This window comes from Rhodococcus sp. X156 (assembly GCF_004006015.1).
GTDB lineage: Bacteria > Actinomycetota > Actinomycetes > Mycobacteriales > Mycobacteriaceae > X156.
On sequence record NZ_CP034766.1, the window covers coordinates 274,523 to 291,605 of the forward strand.

General features: G+C 73.5%; 21 protein-coding genes. 13 read left to right on the top strand and 8 right to left on the bottom strand.

The genetic code is table 11. The annotated features are described in order from the left end of the window. Nucleotides 1-77: 77 nt before the first annotated feature. Nucleotides 78-764: a Crp/Fnr family transcriptional regulator gene (locus ELX43_RS01285; protein WP_127781792.1), complete on the bottom strand. Its 687-nt coding sequence runs from the start codon at nucleotides 762-764 to the stop codon at nucleotides 78-80. Nucleotides 765-878: 114 nt separating this feature from the next. Further along, nucleotides 879-1,163: a hypothetical protein gene (locus ELX43_RS01290; protein WP_241249565.1), complete on the bottom strand. Its 285-nt coding sequence runs from the start codon at nucleotides 1,161-1,163 to the stop codon at nucleotides 879-881. Between the two features lie 168 nt (nucleotides 1,164-1,331). On the opposite strand from ELX43_RS01290, the gene nth reads away from it, so the two are divergent. From nth to ELX43_RS01310, 4 genes are read left to right on the top strand one after another with little or no spacing between them, the layout of a single operon-like run. Then, nucleotides 1,332-2,021: an endonuclease III gene (nth, locus tag ELX43_RS01295; RefSeq protein ID WP_127784574.1), complete on the top strand. Its 690-nt coding sequence runs from the start codon at nucleotides 1,332-1,334 to the stop codon at nucleotides 2,019-2,021. Further along, nucleotides 2,018-2,674 (top strand): TlpA disulfide reductase family protein, encoded by a 657-nt coding sequence (locus ELX43_RS01300; protein WP_127781793.1) that lies wholly within the window; start codon nucleotides 2,018-2,020, stop codon nucleotides 2,672-2,674. The genes nth and ELX43_RS01300 overlap by 4 nt, the downstream gene beginning before the upstream one ends. Next, nucleotides 2,671-3,369, top strand: a complete 699-nt coding sequence (locus tag ELX43_RS01305; protein WP_127781794.1) for a CoA pyrophosphatase — start codon at nucleotides 2,671-2,673, stop codon at nucleotides 3,367-3,369. Before ELX43_RS01300 ends, ELX43_RS01305 begins: the two co-directional genes overlap by 4 nt. After that, on the top strand, nucleotides 3,366-4,550 hold the full coding sequence (locus ELX43_RS01310) for a MarP family serine protease (RefSeq protein ID WP_127781795.1): 1,185 nt from the start codon (nucleotides 3,366-3,368) through the stop codon (nucleotides 4,548-4,550). Before ELX43_RS01305 ends, ELX43_RS01310 begins: the two co-directional genes overlap by 4 nt. Before the next feature lie 28 nt (nucleotides 4,551-4,578). On the opposite strand, the gene ELX43_RS01315 is transcribed toward ELX43_RS01310, so the two are convergent. From ELX43_RS01315 to acs, 3 genes are all read right to left on the bottom strand, one after another. Continuing rightward, nucleotides 4,579-5,511 (bottom strand): alpha/beta hydrolase, encoded by a 933-nt coding sequence (locus ELX43_RS01315; protein ID WP_127781796.1) that lies wholly within the window; start codon nucleotides 5,509-5,511, stop codon nucleotides 4,579-4,581. A 1-nt stretch (nucleotide 5,512) separates the two neighbouring features. Then, a complete protein-coding gene (locus ELX43_RS01320; RefSeq protein ID WP_127781797.1) occupies nucleotides 5,513-5,977 on the bottom strand; it encodes a phage holin family protein in 465 nt (154 codons plus the stop codon). 138 nt (nucleotides 5,978-6,115) lie between these two features. Beyond that, nucleotides 6,116-8,077: an acetate--CoA ligase gene (gene acs, locus ELX43_RS01325; RefSeq protein WP_127781798.1), complete on the bottom strand. Its 1,962-nt coding sequence runs from the start codon at nucleotides 8,075-8,077 to the stop codon at nucleotides 6,116-6,118. A gap of 104 nt (nucleotides 8,078-8,181) precedes the next feature. On the opposite strand from acs, the gene ELX43_RS01330 reads away from it, so the two are divergent. Then, nucleotides 8,182-8,973 carry an oxidoreductase gene (locus ELX43_RS01330; RefSeq protein WP_127781799.1) on the top strand — a complete coding sequence of 264 codons (792 nt, stop codon included), beginning with the start codon at nucleotides 8,182-8,184 and terminating at the stop codon, nucleotides 8,971-8,973. A gap of 107 nt (nucleotides 8,974-9,080) precedes the next feature. Beyond that, nucleotides 9,081-9,518, top strand: coding sequence for a pyridoxamine 5'-phosphate oxidase family protein (locus ELX43_RS01335; protein WP_127784575.1), 438 nt, complete (start codon nucleotides 9,081-9,083; stop codon nucleotides 9,516-9,518). A gap of 342 nt (nucleotides 9,519-9,860) precedes the next feature. Here ELX43_RS01335 and ELX43_RS01340 read toward each other — a convergent pair whose 3' ends face one another. From ELX43_RS01340 to ELX43_RS18125, 3 genes are all read right to left on the bottom strand, one after another. Continuing rightward, entirely contained in the window at nucleotides 9,861-10,676 is an 816-nt protein-coding gene (locus ELX43_RS01340; protein WP_241249573.1) for an HAD-IB family hydrolase, read from the bottom strand. Nucleotides 10,677-10,921: 245 nt separating this feature from the next. Then, nucleotides 10,922-11,518: a TMEM175 family protein gene (locus tag ELX43_RS01345; protein WP_127781801.1), complete on the bottom strand. Its 597-nt coding sequence runs from the start codon at nucleotides 11,516-11,518 to the stop codon at nucleotides 10,922-10,924. Then, nucleotides 11,515-12,102 (bottom strand): DapH/DapD/GlmU-related protein, encoded by a 588-nt coding sequence (locus ELX43_RS18125; protein ID WP_127781802.1) that lies wholly within the window; start codon nucleotides 12,100-12,102, stop codon nucleotides 11,515-11,517. The genes ELX43_RS01345 and ELX43_RS18125 overlap by 4 nt, the downstream gene beginning before the upstream one ends. A gap of 170 nt (nucleotides 12,103-12,272) precedes the next feature. On the opposite strand from ELX43_RS18125, the gene ssd reads away from it, so the two are divergent. The 7 genes from ssd (at nucleotide 12,273) to ELX43_RS01385 (ending at nucleotide 17,070) form a co-directional block, all read left to right on the top strand. Next, nucleotides 12,273-13,358, top strand: a complete 1,086-nt coding sequence (gene ssd, locus ELX43_RS01355; RefSeq protein WP_127781803.1) for a septum site-determining protein Ssd — start codon at nucleotides 12,273-12,275, stop codon at nucleotides 13,356-13,358. Continuing rightward, on the top strand, nucleotides 13,346-14,539 hold the full coding sequence (locus ELX43_RS01360) for a TadA family conjugal transfer-associated ATPase (protein ID WP_127781804.1): 1,194 nt from the start codon (nucleotides 13,346-13,348) through the stop codon (nucleotides 14,537-14,539). The genes ssd and ELX43_RS01360 overlap by 13 nt, the downstream gene beginning before the upstream one ends. Continuing rightward, nucleotides 14,536-15,324 (top strand): type II secretion system F family protein, encoded by a 789-nt coding sequence (locus tag ELX43_RS01365; protein WP_127781805.1) that lies wholly within the window; start codon nucleotides 14,536-14,538, stop codon nucleotides 15,322-15,324. The genes ELX43_RS01360 and ELX43_RS01365 overlap by 4 nt, the downstream gene beginning before the upstream one ends. Next, on the top strand, nucleotides 15,321-16,037 hold the full coding sequence (locus ELX43_RS01370) for a type II secretion system F family protein (RefSeq protein WP_346773860.1): 717 nt from the start codon (nucleotides 15,321-15,323) through the stop codon (nucleotides 16,035-16,037). The genes ELX43_RS01365 and ELX43_RS01370 overlap by 4 nt, the downstream gene beginning before the upstream one ends. Nucleotides 16,038-16,154: 117 nt before the next feature. Then, nucleotides 16,155-16,352, top strand: coding sequence for a DUF4244 domain-containing protein (locus ELX43_RS01375; RefSeq protein ID WP_127784577.1), 198 nt, complete (start codon nucleotides 16,155-16,157; stop codon nucleotides 16,350-16,352). Continuing rightward, nucleotides 16,352-16,735: a TadE family type IV pilus minor pilin gene (locus ELX43_RS01380; RefSeq protein ID WP_127781806.1), complete on the top strand. Its 384-nt coding sequence runs from the start codon at nucleotides 16,352-16,354 to the stop codon at nucleotides 16,733-16,735. The genes ELX43_RS01375 and ELX43_RS01380 overlap by 1 nt, the downstream gene beginning before the upstream one ends. Then, nucleotides 16,732-17,070 (top strand): Rv3654c family TadE-like protein, encoded by a 339-nt coding sequence (locus ELX43_RS01385; RefSeq protein WP_127781807.1) that lies wholly within the window; start codon nucleotides 16,732-16,734, stop codon nucleotides 17,068-17,070. The genes ELX43_RS01380 and ELX43_RS01385 overlap by 4 nt, the downstream gene beginning before the upstream one ends. Nucleotides 17,071-17,083 lie beyond the last annotated feature (13 nt).

Below are 17,083 nucleotides of genomic sequence, written 5' to 3' on the forward strand. Positions count from 1 at the left end.
AATGCCCTGGGTGGCGGGCGCGGCCCGACCGGGAGCCTGAGCGGGGGTGGTGCTCACCGGCTCCCGGACGTCAGCGGCTAGCGCGCGCGGCGAGCCAGGCGCTCGGGGTCGGAGATGAGCACGCTCTTGCCCTCCAGGCGCAGCCAGCCGCGCTGGGCGAAGTCGGCGAGGGCCTTGTTGACCGTCTCGCGGGAGGCGCCGACCAGCTGGGCGATCTCCTCCTGGGTGAGGTCGTGGGTGACCCGCAGCGCGCCAGCCTCCTGGGTGCCGAAGCGCTGGGCCAGCTGCAGCAGGGCCTTGGCGACGCGGCCGGGGACGTCGGTGAAGATGAGGTCCGCCAGGTTGTTGTTGGTGCGGCGCAGCCGGCGGGCCAGCACGCGCAGCAGCTGCTCGGCGATCTCCGGGCGCTGGGTGATCCACGACTTCAGCGCGGAGCGGTCCATGCTCACCGCGCGCACCTCGGTGACCGTGGTGGCGCCGGACGTGCGGGGGCCGGGGTCGAAGATCGACAGCTCACCGAACATGTCCGAGGGGCCCATGATGGTCAGCAGGTTCTCGCGGCCGTCCGGCGAGCGCCGACCGATCTTCACCTTGCCCGAGATGATGATGTAGAGCCGGTCGCCAGGCTCACCCTCGTTGAAGATGGTGTGACCGCGGGGGAAGTCCACCGGCTGCAGCTGATGCGTCAGCGCCTGCACCGCTGCGGGCTCGACGCCCTGGAAGATGCCCGCCCTGGCGAGCACCTCGTCCGTGTCCGTGTCCACTACCACTCCTCTTTCGATCACCAGCCGCACAGGTTTTGCCCGGGTGCGCGCCGACGTTGATGCCGGGACCAACCATCTTAGTGCGCTGATGTCACTGGCATCACACCACGTCGGTCAGTGGGATTGCGCACCCAGCCCGGTCGCGGTGGCCGCGACCTTGGCCTGGCGACGGCGCGCCCGACGGCCCGCCCGGCGACGGCGAATGCGGAAGACGTCCATGCTGCGCGGCAGCCCCTCGCGGACAAAGGTGTTGACCTCGTCGTCGCTCGCCTGGGCGAAGAACTGCTCGAGGTCCTCACCACCCACGGAGCTGCGACGCAACCGCGACTCGACCCGCTCCATGGACAGCGCGAAGAACATCAGCAGCACCGGGAAGATGACAACAGCGAGGCCCTCCATGCTTGCGAGTATCCCCCATCTCACTGGCCGCTCTCCCGCGGAGGGCGCACGGTGACCGAGCCGTGACCCGCGGCGGCCACGGCTACGTACTGTGTGGCTGTGACGAGAGGACTGGCCCGCAGCCGCGCTGCGGAGACGCGGCTGGGGCTGGTGCGCCGAGCGCGCCGGATGAACAGGGCGCTGGGCGTGGCGTTCCCGCACGTCTATTGCGAGCTGGACTTCAGCACGCCGCTGCAGCTGGCGGTGGCCACCATCTTGTCCGCCCAGTGCACCGACAAGAAGGTCAACCAGGTGACGCCGGCGCTGTTCGCCCGCTACCCCGACGTGTACGCCCTGGCCGGGGCCGACCGCACCGAGCTGGAGGAGCTGATCCGCCAGACCGGCTTCTACCGCAACAAGGCGTCGTCGCTGCTCGGTCTGGCCCAGACGGTGGTGGAGCAGCACGACGGGGTGCTGCCGAGCACGCTGCCCGAGCTGGTGGCACTGCCCGGCATCGGCCGCAAGACCGCGAACGTGATCCTGGGCAACGCCTTCGGGGTGCCGGGCATCACCGTGGACACCCACTTCGGACGGCTGGTGCGCCGCTGGGGCTGGACCGCCGAGGAGGACCCGGTGAAGGTGGAGCACGCCGTGGGCGCGCTGTTCGAGCGTCGGGACTGGACAGTGCTCTCGCACCGGGTGATCTTCCACGGCCGCCGGGTGTGCCACTCGCGCAACCCGGCGTGCGGGGTGTGCGTGCTGGCGGCTGACTGCCCCGCCTACGGCACCGGCCCCACCGATCCCGCGGCCGCCGCCAAGCTGGTGCGTGGGCCGGAGGCTGAGCACCTGCTGGCGCTCGCCGGGCAGCAGCCTGCATGACGCGACTGCGAGCCGCGCTGCTGAGCCCCACGGTGCGGTGGAACATCGTCGGCGTGGCCGTGGTGCTGGCCCTGGTGGCCGCGCTGTGGCCCCGGACCGACTCCGCGCCGGTGCCGGGCTCCGCCGGAACCCAGGCCACCCAGCAGCAAGACCCTGCCCGGCTCGCCGAGGTCGCGGCGGCCGCCAACCTCGACCCCTGTCCTGCCGCCGACGGCCCGCGCAGCACCGGCCCGCTGGCTGACCTGCGGCTGCAGTGCCTGGCCGGCGGGCAGACGGTGGACCTGGCCACCGCGCTGGGTGGACGACCGGCGGTGCTCAACCTGTGGGCCTGGTGGTGCGGCCCCTGCGCCAAGGAGCTGCCGGTGATGGCCGAGTTCGCCGCGCGAGCCGAGCCGGAGGTGGCGGTGCTGACCGTGCACAGCGACCCCAACCAGCTGCGCGGGCTGCAGGCGATGCGCGACTACGGGGTGCACCTGGCCTCGGTGCAGGACTCCCAGCAACGCCTGGGCGCGCTTGCCGGGGCGCCGGCGGCCTACCCCGTTACTGTGCTGCTGCGGGCGGATGGAACTGTCGCGCAAGTGCTCGCGGTCGCGTTCAGCAGCGTGGACCAGGTCGCCAGCGCAGTCGACCGGTGGTTGGGGGTGCAGGTATGACCGTGCGGCTGGCTGGGCCGGAGGTGCACGTTCCCCCGTTGCTCGAGGGGTTGCTGCGCACCCTGCAGGACGTGTCCATGGCCGACCTGACCCGGATGCGCACGCCGCCGGTCTCCGCGCGTCCCGCGGCCGTGCTCATGCTGTTCTCCGGTCACGACGTGGACGACGCCGACGTGCTGCTGCTGGAGCGCGCCAGCTCGATGCGCACCCACAGCGGCCAGGTGGCCTTCCCCGGCGGAGCCCTCGATCCCGGCGACGACGGACCGGTGGGCGCGGCGCTGCGCGAGGCGGAGGAGGAGACCGGCCTGGACGCCTCGGGAGTGCGCCCGCTGGCCCTGCTGCCCGAGCTGAACGTCCCGCCGTCGGGCTTCCGGGTCACCCCGGTGCTCGCACACTGGGCCCAGCCCAGCCCGGTCCGCGTGGTCGACCCCGCCGAGGCCGCCCGCGTGGAGCGCATCCCGCTGCGCACCCTGCTCGACCCGGCCAACCGCTTCCAGCTGCACCACCCCTCCGGCTACACCAGCCCCGCCTTCACCGTGGATGGGTTGCTGGTCTGGGGCTTCACCGGCGGTCTGCTGGCCACCCTGTCGTCGCTGGCCGGCTGGGACCGCCCCTGGGACACCGGCGACGTCCGTGACCTGGACACCGTGCTGCGGCGCACCGGCACCGACCCCGAGCCCGAGGTGACCGCGTGAACTGGGTGGACCTGCTGGTCATCGTGCTGGCGCTGCTGGCCGCGGCATCGGGCTGGCGGCAGGGGGTGGCCGTCTCGCTGCTGGCCTTCGCCGGCGTGCTGCTGGGCGCGGTGGTCGGCCTGCGGCTGGCGCCCACCTTCGTGGAGATGGTGGACGGCGCCGCCGCCCGGATCGCCGTCGGTGTCGGCGTGGTGGTGATGCTCATCGCCGTGGGGGAGACCCTCGGGGTGCTGGTGGGGCGCACCATCCGCGGCACCATGCGCGTCGCCGCAGTGCGAGTGGTGGACAGCGCGCTGGGCGCGGCGGTGCAGGCGGCGGCCGTGCTCATCGCCGCGTGGCTGCTGGCGGTCCCGCTGGCCTCCGCCGGCGACGCCGACCTGGCCAGCGCGGTGCGTGACTCGCGGGTGCTCGGCGAGGTCAACGACGTGCTGCCCGACAGCGCTCAGCGGCTGCCCTCGGAGTTCGGCGACCTGCTGGACACCTCCGGGCTGCCCACCGTGCTCAGCCCGTTCGCCCGCACCCCCATCACCGAGGTGGAGGCCCCGGACACCGAGGTGCAGGCCAGCCAGGTGGTGCAGCGCACCCGGGCCAGCGTGCTCAAGGTGCGGGCCGCCGCGCCGTCGTGCTCGCGCGGCCTGGAGGGCACCGGGTTCGTGGTGGCCCCGCAGCGGGTGATGACCAACGCCCACGTGATCGCCGGGGCCAACAAGGTGGCGGTGGAGACCGCCGGCGGCCAGCTGTCGGCCACCGTGGTGCTCTACGACCCGCAGAGCGACCTCGCCGTGCTCGCCGTGCCGGGGCTCACCGCGCCGGTGCTCTCCCTGGCCCAGGAGCCGGCCACCACCGGGGAGTCGGCGATCGTGCTCGGCTACCCCCTGGACGGGCCCTACACCGCCACCCCGGCCCGGGTGCGCTCGGAGATCTCCCTGCGCGGGCCCAACATCTACGACGACTCCACCGTGGTGCGCGACGTCTACACCGTCCGCGGCCAGATTCGCAGCGGCAACTCCGGCGGGCCGATGATCGACACCAACGGCTTCGTGCTGGGGGTGGTGTTCGGCGCTGCCCTGGACAACGCCGACACCGGCTACGTGCTCACCGGCCCGGAGGTGCGCGACGAGGTGGCCGCCGCGGCTGGGCTGGACCGCCCGGTAGCCACCGGCACCTGCACCGCGTCCTGACCCGGGACCGCCGGGCGCCCGACCGGCGCTAGGGCAGTCGCTGCAGGAAGCCGGCCAGCAGCGCGTTGGTGCGCTCCGGGGCCTCCTGGTGCACGAAGTGGCCCACGCCCGGCAGCAGGTGGTAGTCGCGGTAGGGCGCCCACGGGCCGGACGCCGCTGCGGTCGCGGGCAGCAGGCAGGGGTCGAGCTCGCCGTGCAGCTGCAGCACGGGGATGGTCAGCGGCCGGTCCAGCTCCACGCTGAAGCGGTGGCCGTCGCTGCGCAGCTGGCTGCGCATGGCCCAGCGGTAGTACTCCATCGCGGAGTGCACCACCCCGGGCACCTGCATGGCCTGCTGGTTGCAGCGAGCCACCTCGGCGAACTCGGGGGAGGCGGCCCAGTCCGGACCGGACCACTTCCGCAGCACCCGTCCGATGGCGGCGGCGTCGTCGGCGGGCAGCGTGCGCTCCGGCCAGCGAGGCAGCTGGTAGCCGGCGGCGTGGCGCAGTGCCTTGGCCTGGGCGCCGCCGCTGCGCAGCGCCCGGCGCAGCGCCACCGGGTGCGGGGCCCCGAGCACGGCGAGCCCACGGACCAGCCGCGAGTGCAGGGTGGCGGTGGACCAGGCGATGAGCCCGCCCCAGTCGTGGCCGACCAGCACCGCGCTGGTCTCGCCCAGGGCCCGGATCAGCCCGGCGACGTCGCCGGCGAGGGTCCAGCCGTCGTAGCCGCGGGGCGGCTTGTCGGAGTCGCCGTAACCACGCAGGTCCACCGCGACCACCCGGGCACCCTGCTCGGCCAGCCCGGTCAGCTGGTGCCGCCAGCTCCACCAGAACTCTGGGAACCCGTGCAGCAGCAGCACCAGCGGGCCGGAGCCGTCACGGCCGTCAACCTCGGCGACGTGGAAGCGGATCCCGTTGGCGTGCACGTCGCGGTGCGTCCAGGGACCCTCGATCCGGACGCTGGAGGGATCCAGCGGGGACATCTCAGCTCGCGCGCTTGACGATCTTCGCGTTGTCCTTGATCGCGTCGATGGTCTTCTCGGGCTTGCGGACCTTGCGCACCTTGCGGTAGCCGAGCAGGCCGAACACCGCGGCCACCACGACCATGAGCGCGAAGACGATGCCGAAGGCGGCCGAGCGCGGCAGCCAGATGTCGATGACCTCGGCGATGGTGAAGAACAGGAAGAACGCGCTGAACAGCGCGACGGTGAGGGCGATGACGAAGAAGATGCTGCCCTGCACGCCCTTCTTGACCTCGGCGGTCACCTCCTGCTTGGCCAGCTCCACCTCGGCGCGCACCAGGGTGGAGACCTGCGCGGTGGCGTCCTTCACCAGCGTCCCGATGCTGGGGTTGCCCCGGTCGATCTCGGACAGCGGGATGGAGGCCACCGTGGTGGGCACTCCCTCTCCCGTGCTGCGTTGGCCGGTGCTGCGGTCGCTAGTGCTCAACTCGCCCCTCCACGTGCGTCTTGTGGGCGCCACGGCGCAAGGCCCGGCCACCGCTCGTCAGGGGTCATGGTGCCACGGTTGGTCGCGGACAAGCCGATCAGGCACTGCCCGCGACCAACCCGTGGTGTGCATCGCGGCTCAGGAGGGCTTGTTCAGTCCAGAGGAGATGAGGTCCATCACGGTGGAGTCGGCCAGTGTGGACACGTCGCCCACCTCGCGGTTCTCCGCGATGTCGCGCAGCAGCCGGCGCATGATCTTGCCGCTGCGGGTCTTGGGCAGCTCCGGCACCACCAGGACCTGGCGGGGCTTGGCGATGGGGCCGATCTCCTTGCCGACGTGGTTGCGCAGCTCGGCCACCAGCTCCTCGCCGCCGTCGTCCTGGCCGCCGCGCAGGATCACGAACGCCACGATGCCCTGCCCGGTGGTCTCGTCCGAGGCGCCCACCACGGCGGCCTCGGCCACGGCGTGGTGGCTGACCAGCGCCGACTCCACCTCGGTGGTGGAGATGCGGTGCCCGGAGACGTTCATGACGTCGTCCACCCGGCCGAGCAGCCAGATGGCGCCGTCGGTGTCGATCTTGGCGCCGTCCCCGGCGAAGTACCAGCCCTGCTCGGCGTAGCGCGACCAGTAGGTGTCCTTGTACCGCTCCATGTCTCCCCAGATGCCGCGGAGCATCGCCGGCCAGGGCTGGTCGAGCACCAGGTAGCCGGAGACCTCGCCGTCCTCGGCGTGCAGCACGTTGGCCTCCTCGTCCACCACGGCGGCGGAGATGCCGGGCACGGTGGCCATGGCGGAGCCGGGCTTGCAGGCGGTGACGCCGGGCAGCGGGGAGATCATGATGGCGCCGGTCTCGGTCTGCCACCAGGTGTCCACGATCGGGCAGCGGCCGCCACCGATCACCTCGTGGTACCAGAGCCAGGCCTCTGGGTTGATCGGCTCGCCCACGCTGCCCAGCACCCGCAGTGACGACAGGTCGTGGGCGTCGGGGATCTCGCGGCCCCACTTCATGAACGTGCGCACCAGCGTGGGGGCGGTGTAGTAGATGGAGACCTGGTACTTCTCCACGATGTTCCAGTGCCGGTGCTCGTCGGGGGAGTTGGGGGTGCCCTCGTAGACCACCTGGGTGGCACCGTTGCTGAGCGGTCCGTAGACGATGTAGGAGTGCCCGGTGACCCAGCCGATGTCGGCGGTGCACCAGTAGACGTCCTGGCCCGGCTTGTGGTCGAAGACGTAGTGGTGGGTGTACGACGTCTGCGTCAGGTACCCGCCGGAGGTGTGGATGATGCCCTTGGGCTTGCCGGTGGTGCCGGAGGTGTAGAGCACGAACAGCGGGTGCTCGGAGTCGAAGGCCTCGCAGGTGTGCTCGGGTGAGGCCTGTGCGACCGTCTCGTGCCACCACAGGTCACGGCCCTCGGTCCAGGCCACCTCGGAGTCGGTGCGGTTGACCACCAGCACGTGCTCGACCGACTTGGCTCCGTCCACCGCCTCGTCCACCGCGGCCTTGAGCGGGGCGGCCTTGCCGCGGCGCCACTGCCCGTCGGTGGTGATGACCAGGCGCGCTGCGGCGTCGTCGATCCGGGAGCGCAGCGCGCCGGCGGAGAACCCGGCGAACACCACGGAGTGGGTGAGGCCGAGCCGGGCGCAGGCCAGCATGGAGACGATGGCCTCGGGGATCATCGGCATGTAGATGGCCACCCGGTCGCCGGTGACCAGGCCCAGCTCGACGAAGGTGTTGGCGGCGCGGCTCACCTCGGCGAGCAGGTCGCGGTAGGTGATGTCGCGGGAGTCGCCGGGCTCACCCTCCCAGTGGATGGCCACCCGGTCGCCGTTGCCGGCCTCCACGTGGCGGTCCACGCAGTTGTAGGCGACGTTGAGCTTGCCGTTGACGAACCACTTGGCCACCGGGGCGTCGGTCCAGTCCAGGACCTGCTCGAACGGCTCGTGCCAGTGCAGGCGCCGGGCCTGCTCGGCCCAGAAGGCGTCCCGGTCGGCGTCGGCCAGCGCCTGCAGCTCGGTGCCGGCGTTGGCCTGCGCGGCGAACTCGGGGGTCGGTGCGAACACCTCGGTCTCGGCGTGGGGGGTCTCAGCGCTGGGGGTCATGAGATCAACATATGCGTCGTGCGTCACACCGGCGACCGTAGGTGGGGGTGACGTGGCGCAACTCCGTGCGGTAGTGGCGGTGCACGCCGGTAGCGTTACTCGACGTGTCTGCCGCCGCTCGTTCCTCCGCGCAACCCTCCGCCGACGACCCCCTGGTGCCGATCCTGCGGCTTCCTGGTGTGGCCGAGGCCGCAGAGTCCGCCGGGGCGGCGATCGCCGAGGTGCACCGCCACCGCGCCAACCGGCGGGGCTTCCCGCTCTCGGCCACCGAGGCCTCCATCCGGGCCGCCCGTGCGTCGGCCACCCTCGACGGTGGCGCGCCCGAGCTGCCGGCGGAGGACTCCGACGGCGAGGTGGCCGACCCCGTGCTCGCCGGCTCGGTGCGGGTGGCAGCGGCGCTGGACGGCACCGCCCTGGAGGCCACCCTGCGGGTGTGGAGCCGGGCCCCGCTACAGGTGCTGGCGCGGCTGCACCTGCTGGCCGCGTCCGGGCTGAGCGATCCCGACGCGCTGGGCCGGCCGCGCCCGGGCGCCGGGGTGGCCCAGCGGCTGGACCTGCTGGCCCAGCTGGTCACCGGGGGCACCAAGGTCCCGGCCGCGGTGCTCGCCGCGGTGGTGCACGGCGAGCTGGTCACGCTGGCGCCCTTCGGCACCGCCGACGGGGTGGTCGCCCGTGCCGCCTCCCGGCTGGTGGCGGCGAGCACCGGGCTGGACCCGAAGAACCTCACGGTGCCCGAGGTGTACTGGATGCGCCGTCCGGCCCAGTACCGCGACGAGGCGGCCGCCTTCGCCGCCGGCAGTGCCGACGGCATCGCCACGTGGGTGCTCAGCTGCTGTGCCGCGCTGGAGGCCGGTGCGCGCGAGGCGACCTCCATCGCCGACGCCCACCCGGGCTAGTGCCCTACGCTCCGGAGCAGTTGTGGTCCGCGTCACCAGGATCGGCCACGGACGTGAAGGAGATTTCCGTGAGTGCTGCAGAGCAGAAGCGCGGCCGCAAGATCGCCATGTCTGCGCCCGAGCGAGACGCGTTCCTGGCCGAGCAGCGCACCTGCCGGATGGCCACCGTCAGCGCCGACGGCGCCCCGCACGTGTCACCGCTGTGGTTCATCTGGGACGGCGAGGCGCTGTGGATGCAGAGCATCACCCGCAGCAAGCGCTGGGCGAACCTGGCCCGTGACCCCCGGGTGGCGGTGGTGGTGGACGACGGTCACGACTACCTGGAGCTGCGCGGGGTGGAGCTGCACGGCAGCGTCGAGGTGGTGGGCGAGGTGCCCCGCACCGGTGCGCCCGACGAGGTGCTGGTGCCGATGGAGCGCAGCTTCGCCCAGAAGTACTTCGGTCTGGACGAGCTGCCGCACGACGGCAAGCACGCGTGGCACCGGCTGGTGCCGACCAAGATCGTCAGCTGGGACTTCCGCAAGCTCGCCGAGCTGGGCCGCTAGCCCGCCTCGCCCCGCGCACGCGGAACGACGCCCCGCCAGGGGTGGCCGGGACGCCGTTCACGGCCACGAGCAGCTCGGGTACCAAGCGTGCACGGTGCGCGGAGTTGGTAGGCCTCGGCGTCAGAGGACATCTGTCGACTGTCGCAGGCCCTGCCACGCTGCCTTTGTCGTCGGCCTGCGCGTGGGTTCCGAGCGTTTCGCGTCGAGCCTCGAGTGGGGGGTGAGACCTTCTCATCCGATCCCACCGTGGCCGGTTCGCGGCTCTGCCCTCAGTTCTACGCCGTGATTTCGCCCACATCAAGACTCTTCGGGCAACGACTCCTGCCCCGTGCTGGTGGCGGATCAGCGCCCGCGGCGACGGCGGGCGAGGCCGTACCAGGTGGCGCCGGCCGCCGCGGCGCCCAGCCCTACCGCGGCGGTGGCGACGGCGGAGGAGGAGGCCGTGGGGATGCGGGCTCGCAGCGGCACCGGTGCGGAGAAGGTGAGCATCGGCCAGCCCCGCTGGGTGGCCTCCTTGCGCAGCAGCCGGTCGGGGTTGACGGCGGTGGGGTGCCCGACCGCGGTGAGCATCGGCAGGTCGGTGGAGGAGTCGCTGTAGGCGTAGCTGGCCTCGAGGTCGTAGCCGCGCTCGCCGGCGAGCCGTCGGATCGCCTCCGCCTTGGCCTCGCCGTAGCAGTAGAAGTCGACCTCGCCGGTGTAGCGCCCGTCGGCCTCCACCATGCGGGTGGCCACGCTGTGGTCAGCACCGACCATCCGGGCGATGGGGGTGACCATCTCGTCGCCCGACGTCGACACCACCACCACGTCGTGGCCCCGCGCCTTGTGCTCGGTGATGAGCTCGGCGGCCTCGACGTAGACCAGCGGGTCGACCACGTCGTGCAGCGTCTCCTCGACGATGGCCCGCACCTGCTTGACGTCCCAGCCCGCGCAGAGGGAGGTGAGGTGGGCACGCATGCGCTCCACCTGGTCGGCGTCGGCGCCGGCGAGCAGGAAGAGGAACTGCGCGTAGCTGCTCTTGAGCACTGCTCGGCGGTTGATCAGGCCCTCGTGGAAGAACGGGCGGCTGAACGCCAGCGTGCTGGACTTGGCGATGATCGTCTTGTCCAAGTCGAAGAACGCCGCTACCGGGCGCTGGTGGGTGGGCACGGCAGCGGTCACACGAGGCAGCATAGGGCGCGGCCCCGACATCGGCCGGGGAAGTATCGACACGGGTGGTGCATGTGTCGAAGTTTTGGGGGTAGAGTCGACGTCGCCTGGACTTGTTCCAGGTGTGCTCAGCCCGACCCCCCGGGGCTGAGCTCGACGACCCCCGCCCCTCCCCCCTGGCGGGGGTCGTCCCTTAACTTCCGGACGCTGTCGTCAAGGACGAGTTCTCCTGTATTTCGGAGTCCCGACCTCCAGCGTTACCGCATCCGCAGGAACAGCCGCAGCAGCGGTCCCTGCAGGACCAGCAGGAGCAGGGCCCACAGCCCCACGGTCGGCACGGCCACCCCGAGCGCCAGCGCTGCGGCCAGCGCGACCGCGGCGCTCGCTGCGTGCAGGACGCCGAGCCCGGTGCGCTCGCTCGGGGCCGTCAGTGCCTCGTCACGACTCATCAGCACCGCCATCGCCAACCCCGCAGCGCTGGTCACCAGCATGGTGCCGATGTAGAGGCCCACCGCTCCACGGTGCTGACCGTCGAGCGTGGCCACCACCTGGGTGGGAAACGGCAGGAACACGATGCTGAGCAGCCACAGCATGTTCAGCCACACCAGCGCCGGCGTGTGTCCCCGCAGCGGTTGGAACAGGCGGTGGTGGGCCGCCCAGAGGCGGCCGATCACCACGAAGCTGAGCACGAACGCGAGCAGCTGGCTGCGGTGGTCGGCGAGCACCTCACCGAGCGGTCTGGCCTGCACCTCGGGCGCGATGTCCACCAGCGGCAGCACCAGCAGCGTGGCGGCGATGGCCACGACCGCGTCGCTGTAGCTGATCAGCCGCTCGACGGCGCGTTGCTCGCTCACCCGCTCGGGAAGGCGTCGTACCCGGTCATGCGGATGAGCTTGGCCGGCACGCCAGCGACGATCGCGTTGGCCGGCACGTCCTTGGTCACGACCGAACCAGCTCCCACGATCGCGCCGTCACCGACCGTCACGCCCGGGACGACGGTCACCCCAGCACCGAGCCACACCTTGCGGCCGATCACGACCGGCGCCGGGGACATGTCCGCGCGCTCGTCGGGGTTGATCCCGTGGTTGAGCGTCGTCAGGGTGCTGCCGTGGCCGATGAGCGCACCGTCCCCAACGGTGATGCCGCCGGTGTCCTGGAAGCGGCAGCCGATGTTGATGAAGACGTCCTTGCCCAGGGTGAGGTTCTTGCCGAACTCGCTGTAGAACGGCGGGAAGACAGCGACTGACTCGTGCACGGTCTTTCCGGTGAGTCGAGCCAGCAGGGCGCGCACCTCCTCGGGGGTGCGGTATCCGGTGTTGATCTCGGCCACGGTCCGCAGCGCCTCCTGGGCGGCGCCGTGCATGAACTGGTGTTGTTCGGAGCCGGCTTCGATCAGCGCGCCGCGGTTCACGTGGTCCAGGAAGTCCTGCAGCTCCATCGTCCGGATCCTGCCACTCAGCGCTCGTCGTGGTGCCGCGGTGCCTCAGTGATCACTGGGACGGGGACTTCTGGGGCGTGCCGGGTGGCCCTGTCCACAGCGGGCGGAGTCATCCACAGGTCACAGCCGCACCACAGGGCTCGCGGGGGAGTCCGCCCACGCTGACTGTCATGACCACCACGGCCCCACGGATCCTCGCTCTGCTGTCCGCCGAGTCGCTGCAGGAGGAGGCGCTGCGCCTGGCTGCCGCCGCGGGCTGCGAGCTGGAGCTCTGCCTGGACCCCGGCGGGGCGCGGCTGTCCTGGGGCAGCGCGCCGCTGGTGCTGCTCGACGACCGGGCGGCACAGGGCTGCGTCGTGACCGGGCTGCCGCGCCGACCCGGGGTGGTGGTGCTGGGCGAGGGACCGGTGGGCGACGAGCCCTGGCGCAGCGCCGTGGCGGTGGGGGCGGAGCACGTGGTGACCCTGCCCGAGGGCGAGCGGTTCCTGGTGCACCTGATGAGCGAGCAGCAGGAGACTTCGGCTGGTGCCGGGCTGGTGGTCGCCGTGCTCGGCGGACGCGGCGGAGCGGGGGCCTCGGTGCTCGCGGCTGCGGTGGCCACCGCAGCGGTGGCGGAGGCTCACCGCTGCCTGCTGGTGGACTGCGACCGCCTGGGCGGCGGGTTGGACCTGGTGCTCGGAGCCGAGGACCGCGCGGGCCTGCGGTGGTCCGGGGTGGCCCTGACCGGCGGCAGGGTGGCGGCCGGTGCGCTGCGGGAGGCGCTGCCCAGCGCCGACGCCCGCGGTCTGCTCACGGTGCTCTCCTGCGGGCGGCAGGAGAGCGTCCCCTCGGCCGAGGCGGTGGCGGCAGTGGTGGACGCCGGGGCGAGGGGTGGCGAGGTGGTGGTGTGCGACCTGCCGAGAGACCCGGGCCCCGTCACCGCCGCAGTGCTCGACCGCGCGGACCTGGCTGTGCTGGTGGTACCGGCCGAGGTGCGGGCGTGCGCCGCAGCCGCCGCCCTGGTGCAGGCGCTGGGGGCGCACGGCGCAGGGCTGCAGCTGGTGGTGCGCGGCCCGGCACCCGGTGGTCTCCGCGCGGTCGACGTCGGGCAGGCCCTGGGGCTGCCGCTGCTGACGACCATGCGCCCGCAGCCGGGGCTGGGTGCAGCGCTGGAGCGGGGCGGGCTCAGCGAGACGCGGCGCTCGCCGCTGTTCAGCGCGGCCCGGCAGGTGCTCGCCGCGCTGGAGACCGCCGGTGGCCGCGGGTGGGCGGCGTGAGCGCGCTGCTGGAGCGCGAGGAGCTCCTGGACCGGGTGCGCCACCGCCTGGCCGAGGTTCCCGGGGAGCTGAGCCCGGCGGTGGTGGCCGCGGCGATCCGCGCAGAGTCCGGTGGGGTGCTTGGGGACACCGACCTGCTCGCCGCGCTGCGGATGCTGCAGACCGAGCTCTCCGGTGCCGGGCCGCTGGAGGGGCTGCTGCACGAGCCTGACGTCGCCGACGTCCTGGTGACCGCGCCGGACGCGGTGTGGGTGGACCGCGGCGCCGGGCTGCGGCGCAGCGAGGTGCGCTTCGCCGACGAGGCTGCCGTCCGCCGCCTGGCCCAGCGGCTGGCGCTGTCGGCCGGGCGCCGGCTGGACGAGGCTCAGCCGTGGGTGGACGGTCGGCTGCCCGACGCGGGCTACGGCGGGGCCGGGGTTCGGCTGCACGCGGTGCTGCCACCCGTCGCCGCCGATGGCACCTGCCTGTCGCTGCGGGTGCTGCGCCCGGCAACCCAGGGCCTGGACGCGTTGGTGGCCGGCGGCGCCGTCAGCGTGGAGGGCGCGCAGCTGCTGGCGGCCATCGTGTCCGCGCGCCTGGCCTTCCTCGTGGTCGGCGGCACCGGCGCCGGCAAGACGACCCTGCTGGCCGCCCTGCTCGCCCGGGTGGACGCCGCCGAGCGCATCGTCTGCGTGGAGGACGCTGCCGAGCTGGCGCCCCAGCACCCGCACGTGGTCCGCCTGGTCGCGCGTGCGCCCAACGTGGAGGGCGTCGGTGAGGTGACCGTGCGCCAGCTGGTGCGCCAAGCCCTGCGGATGCGGCCGGACCGGGTGGTGGTGGGGGAGGTCCGCGGCGCGGAGGTGGTGGACCTGCTCACCGCCCTGAACACCGGGCACGACGGCGGAGCCGGCACGGTGCACGCCAACTCCCCGCAGGAGGTGCCCGCCCGGCTGGAGGCACTGGCCGCGCTGGGCGGGCTGGGGGCCAGCGCGCTGCACAGCCAGCTGGCCGCCGCGGTGCAGGTGGTGCTGCACGTGCACCGCGGCGCCGACGGGGCCAGGGGGTTGACCGGCATCGGCGTGCTCACCCGCTCACCCGGCGGCACCGTCTCGGTGCTGCGGGCGTGGACCCGCGACGACGGCGCCGGCGCGGGCATGGGGCTGCTGGTCGAGCTGCTCGCCCAGCGCGGGGTGCCGCTGTGACCGCCACCCTCGCCCTCGCAGCCGCCCTGCTCGTGCTGCCCGACAGCGGTGCCCGAGCGCGGCTGCGTGGGCTGGGCCACGACGCAGCTGCGGCACGCCGCCTCCCGACGCTGTCGGCGGCCGGGGTGGCTGCGGCCGCTGCGAGCGTCGGCGTGCTGGCGGGCGGACCGCTGCCGGCCGTGGCGGCGCTGCTGCTGGCGGTCACCGCCCACCGGCGCTGGCGGCTGCGCCGACGGTCCCGCGAGGACGCACTGGCCTCTGCCACGCTGGTCGCGGCGCTGGAGGTGCTGGTCGGCGAGCTGCGGGTGGGTGCCCACCCGGCAGCAGCGTGCGCCGCGGCGGCTGCGGAGGTCAGTGGTCCGGTGTCGGTGGTGCTCGCCGAGGCCGCTGCCCGCGCCCGGCTGGGTGCCAGTGCCGCGTCCGGGTTGCGCTCGCGCCGACCCGGGCTGGACGCCGAGCTGGACCGGGTGGCCGCCGCGTGGCGGGTGGCCGACGAGCGCGGGGTGGCGCTGGCCGAGCTGCTCGAGGCGGTGCGCCGCGACCTCGCGGGCCGGTTGCGCTTTCGCAGCCGCACCGAGGCCGGGCTGGCCGGTGCCCGCTCCACGGCCGCGGTGCTCGCGGGTCTGCCGCTGCTGGGCATCGCGCTGGGCCAGGCGATCGGCGCGCACCCCGTGCGGCTGCTGCTGCGCGACACCACCGGCGGACTGCTGCTGGTCACCGGCACGGTGCTGATCTGCGCGGGCCTGGCCTGGACCGGGCGCATCACGGCCAGGGCCGTGCGGTGACGGCCACGGCGGTGCTGCTCGCGCTGGCTCTGCTGGCGGCGCCCACGGTGCCGTCCCGCGCCCGGGTGCAGGCCCTGCTCAGCGCCGCAGACCCGAGCCAGTCGAGTCGGGCTGACGCGGTGGCCCCGGTGTTGGTGGCTGTACTGCTGGGGCTCGCGGCCGTGCTGGGCATCGGCGGTGCTGCCGGAGCGACCTGCGGGGTGCTTCTGGCGACGGGTGGCTACGTGGGGATGCGCCGAGTCAGTCGCGGTCCCGCCACTCCGCCAGACCGGCTGGGTGCGGCGGGTGCCTACGACCTGCTGGCCGCGTGCCTGCACTCCGGGCTGCCGGTGGCCACCGCCGTGCTGGTGGTGGCCCCCTCGGCGCCCCCGGCGATGGCTGCGGCGCTGCGCCAGGCGGGCGAGCTGCTCCGGCTGGGTGCCGACCCGGCAGCGGCCTGGGCCGCGGCGGCGGAGCAGGAGGACACCGAGCCGCTCGCCCGGCTCGCCCGCCGCTCCGGGCGCTCCGGTGCGTCGCTGGCCGGGGGCGTGGCCGAGCTGGCCGAGCTGCAGCGGGCGGCCGCCGAGGACAGCGCGGCCGCGGGGGCCGAACGCGCGGGCGTGCTGGTGGCCGGGCCGCTGGGGCTGTGCTTCCTGCCGGCCTTCGTCTGCCTCGGCGTCGCGCCGGTGGTGGTGGGGCTGGCCGGGCCGCTGCTGCAGGGCGGGCTTGTCTGAGCCACGAGTTGTCCACCGTGGATGGTCCACGGTGCGCAGAAGGGGGACGTGATGACCAGAACCACGCAGGACGTGCGGAAGCAGGATGGCGCAGGAGCGAAGGGCACGGGGGAGACGATCAGCCTCAAGCAGCGGCTGACCACCAGGCTGCTGCTGGCAGCGGCGCAGGACGACGGGATGTCCACGGCCGAGTACGCCATCGGCACCATCGCCGCCGCAGCCTTCGGGGCGGTGCTCTACACCGTGGTCACCGGTGACTCGGTGGTCGGTGCGCTCACCGGCCTGGTGCAGCGAGCGCTGTCCACCAGCGTCTGATGCGAGCCGTCGGTCGGGCCGCCGTCCGCGATGACCGTGGCGGGGTCACGGTGGAGGCAGCCATCGCGCTGTCCTCGCTCACCGTGGTGCTGGTGGCGGGGATGGGCGCGGTGCTCGCGGTGGCGATGCACGTGCAGTGCCTCGACGCTGCGCGGGAGGCGGCCCGGCTGACGGCGCGGGGAGAGGGAGAGCGGGCGGTGTCGGTGGCCGAGCAGGTGGCGCCCCGCGGAGCGGCGGTGTCGGTGCGCACCGAGGGTGACACCGTGGTGGTGCGAGTGGAGGCCACCAGTGCCCTGCTGCCCGCGGTCGACATCTCCGGGGAGGCGGTGGCGGTGCTGGAGCCCTCTGCCGGAGAACCCAGCGCCGCGCCGGTCGGGCCGTGAACGAGCGGGGTTCGGCCACCGTGTGGACGGTGCTGGGCATGGCCACGCTGCTGGTGTTGGTCGGCGTGGTGGTGCAGCTCGGTGCTGCAGTCGGCGCCCGCCACCGTGCGGAGGCCGCTGCCGACCTCGCGGCGCTGGCCGCGGCGAGCCACGTGCTGGAGGGGGAGGCCGCTGCTTGTGGGCGGGCGGCGGTGGTCACCGACGGGATGGACGTGAGCCTGGCGTCGTGCCGCCTGGACGGCTGGGACGCGGTGGTGGAGGTGGACGCCGCCGGACCCGCCTCGCTGGGCTCCGCCCACGGCCGAGCCCGCGCCGGCCCGGTGCAGGGCGAGTGAGCGGGGGCTGGGC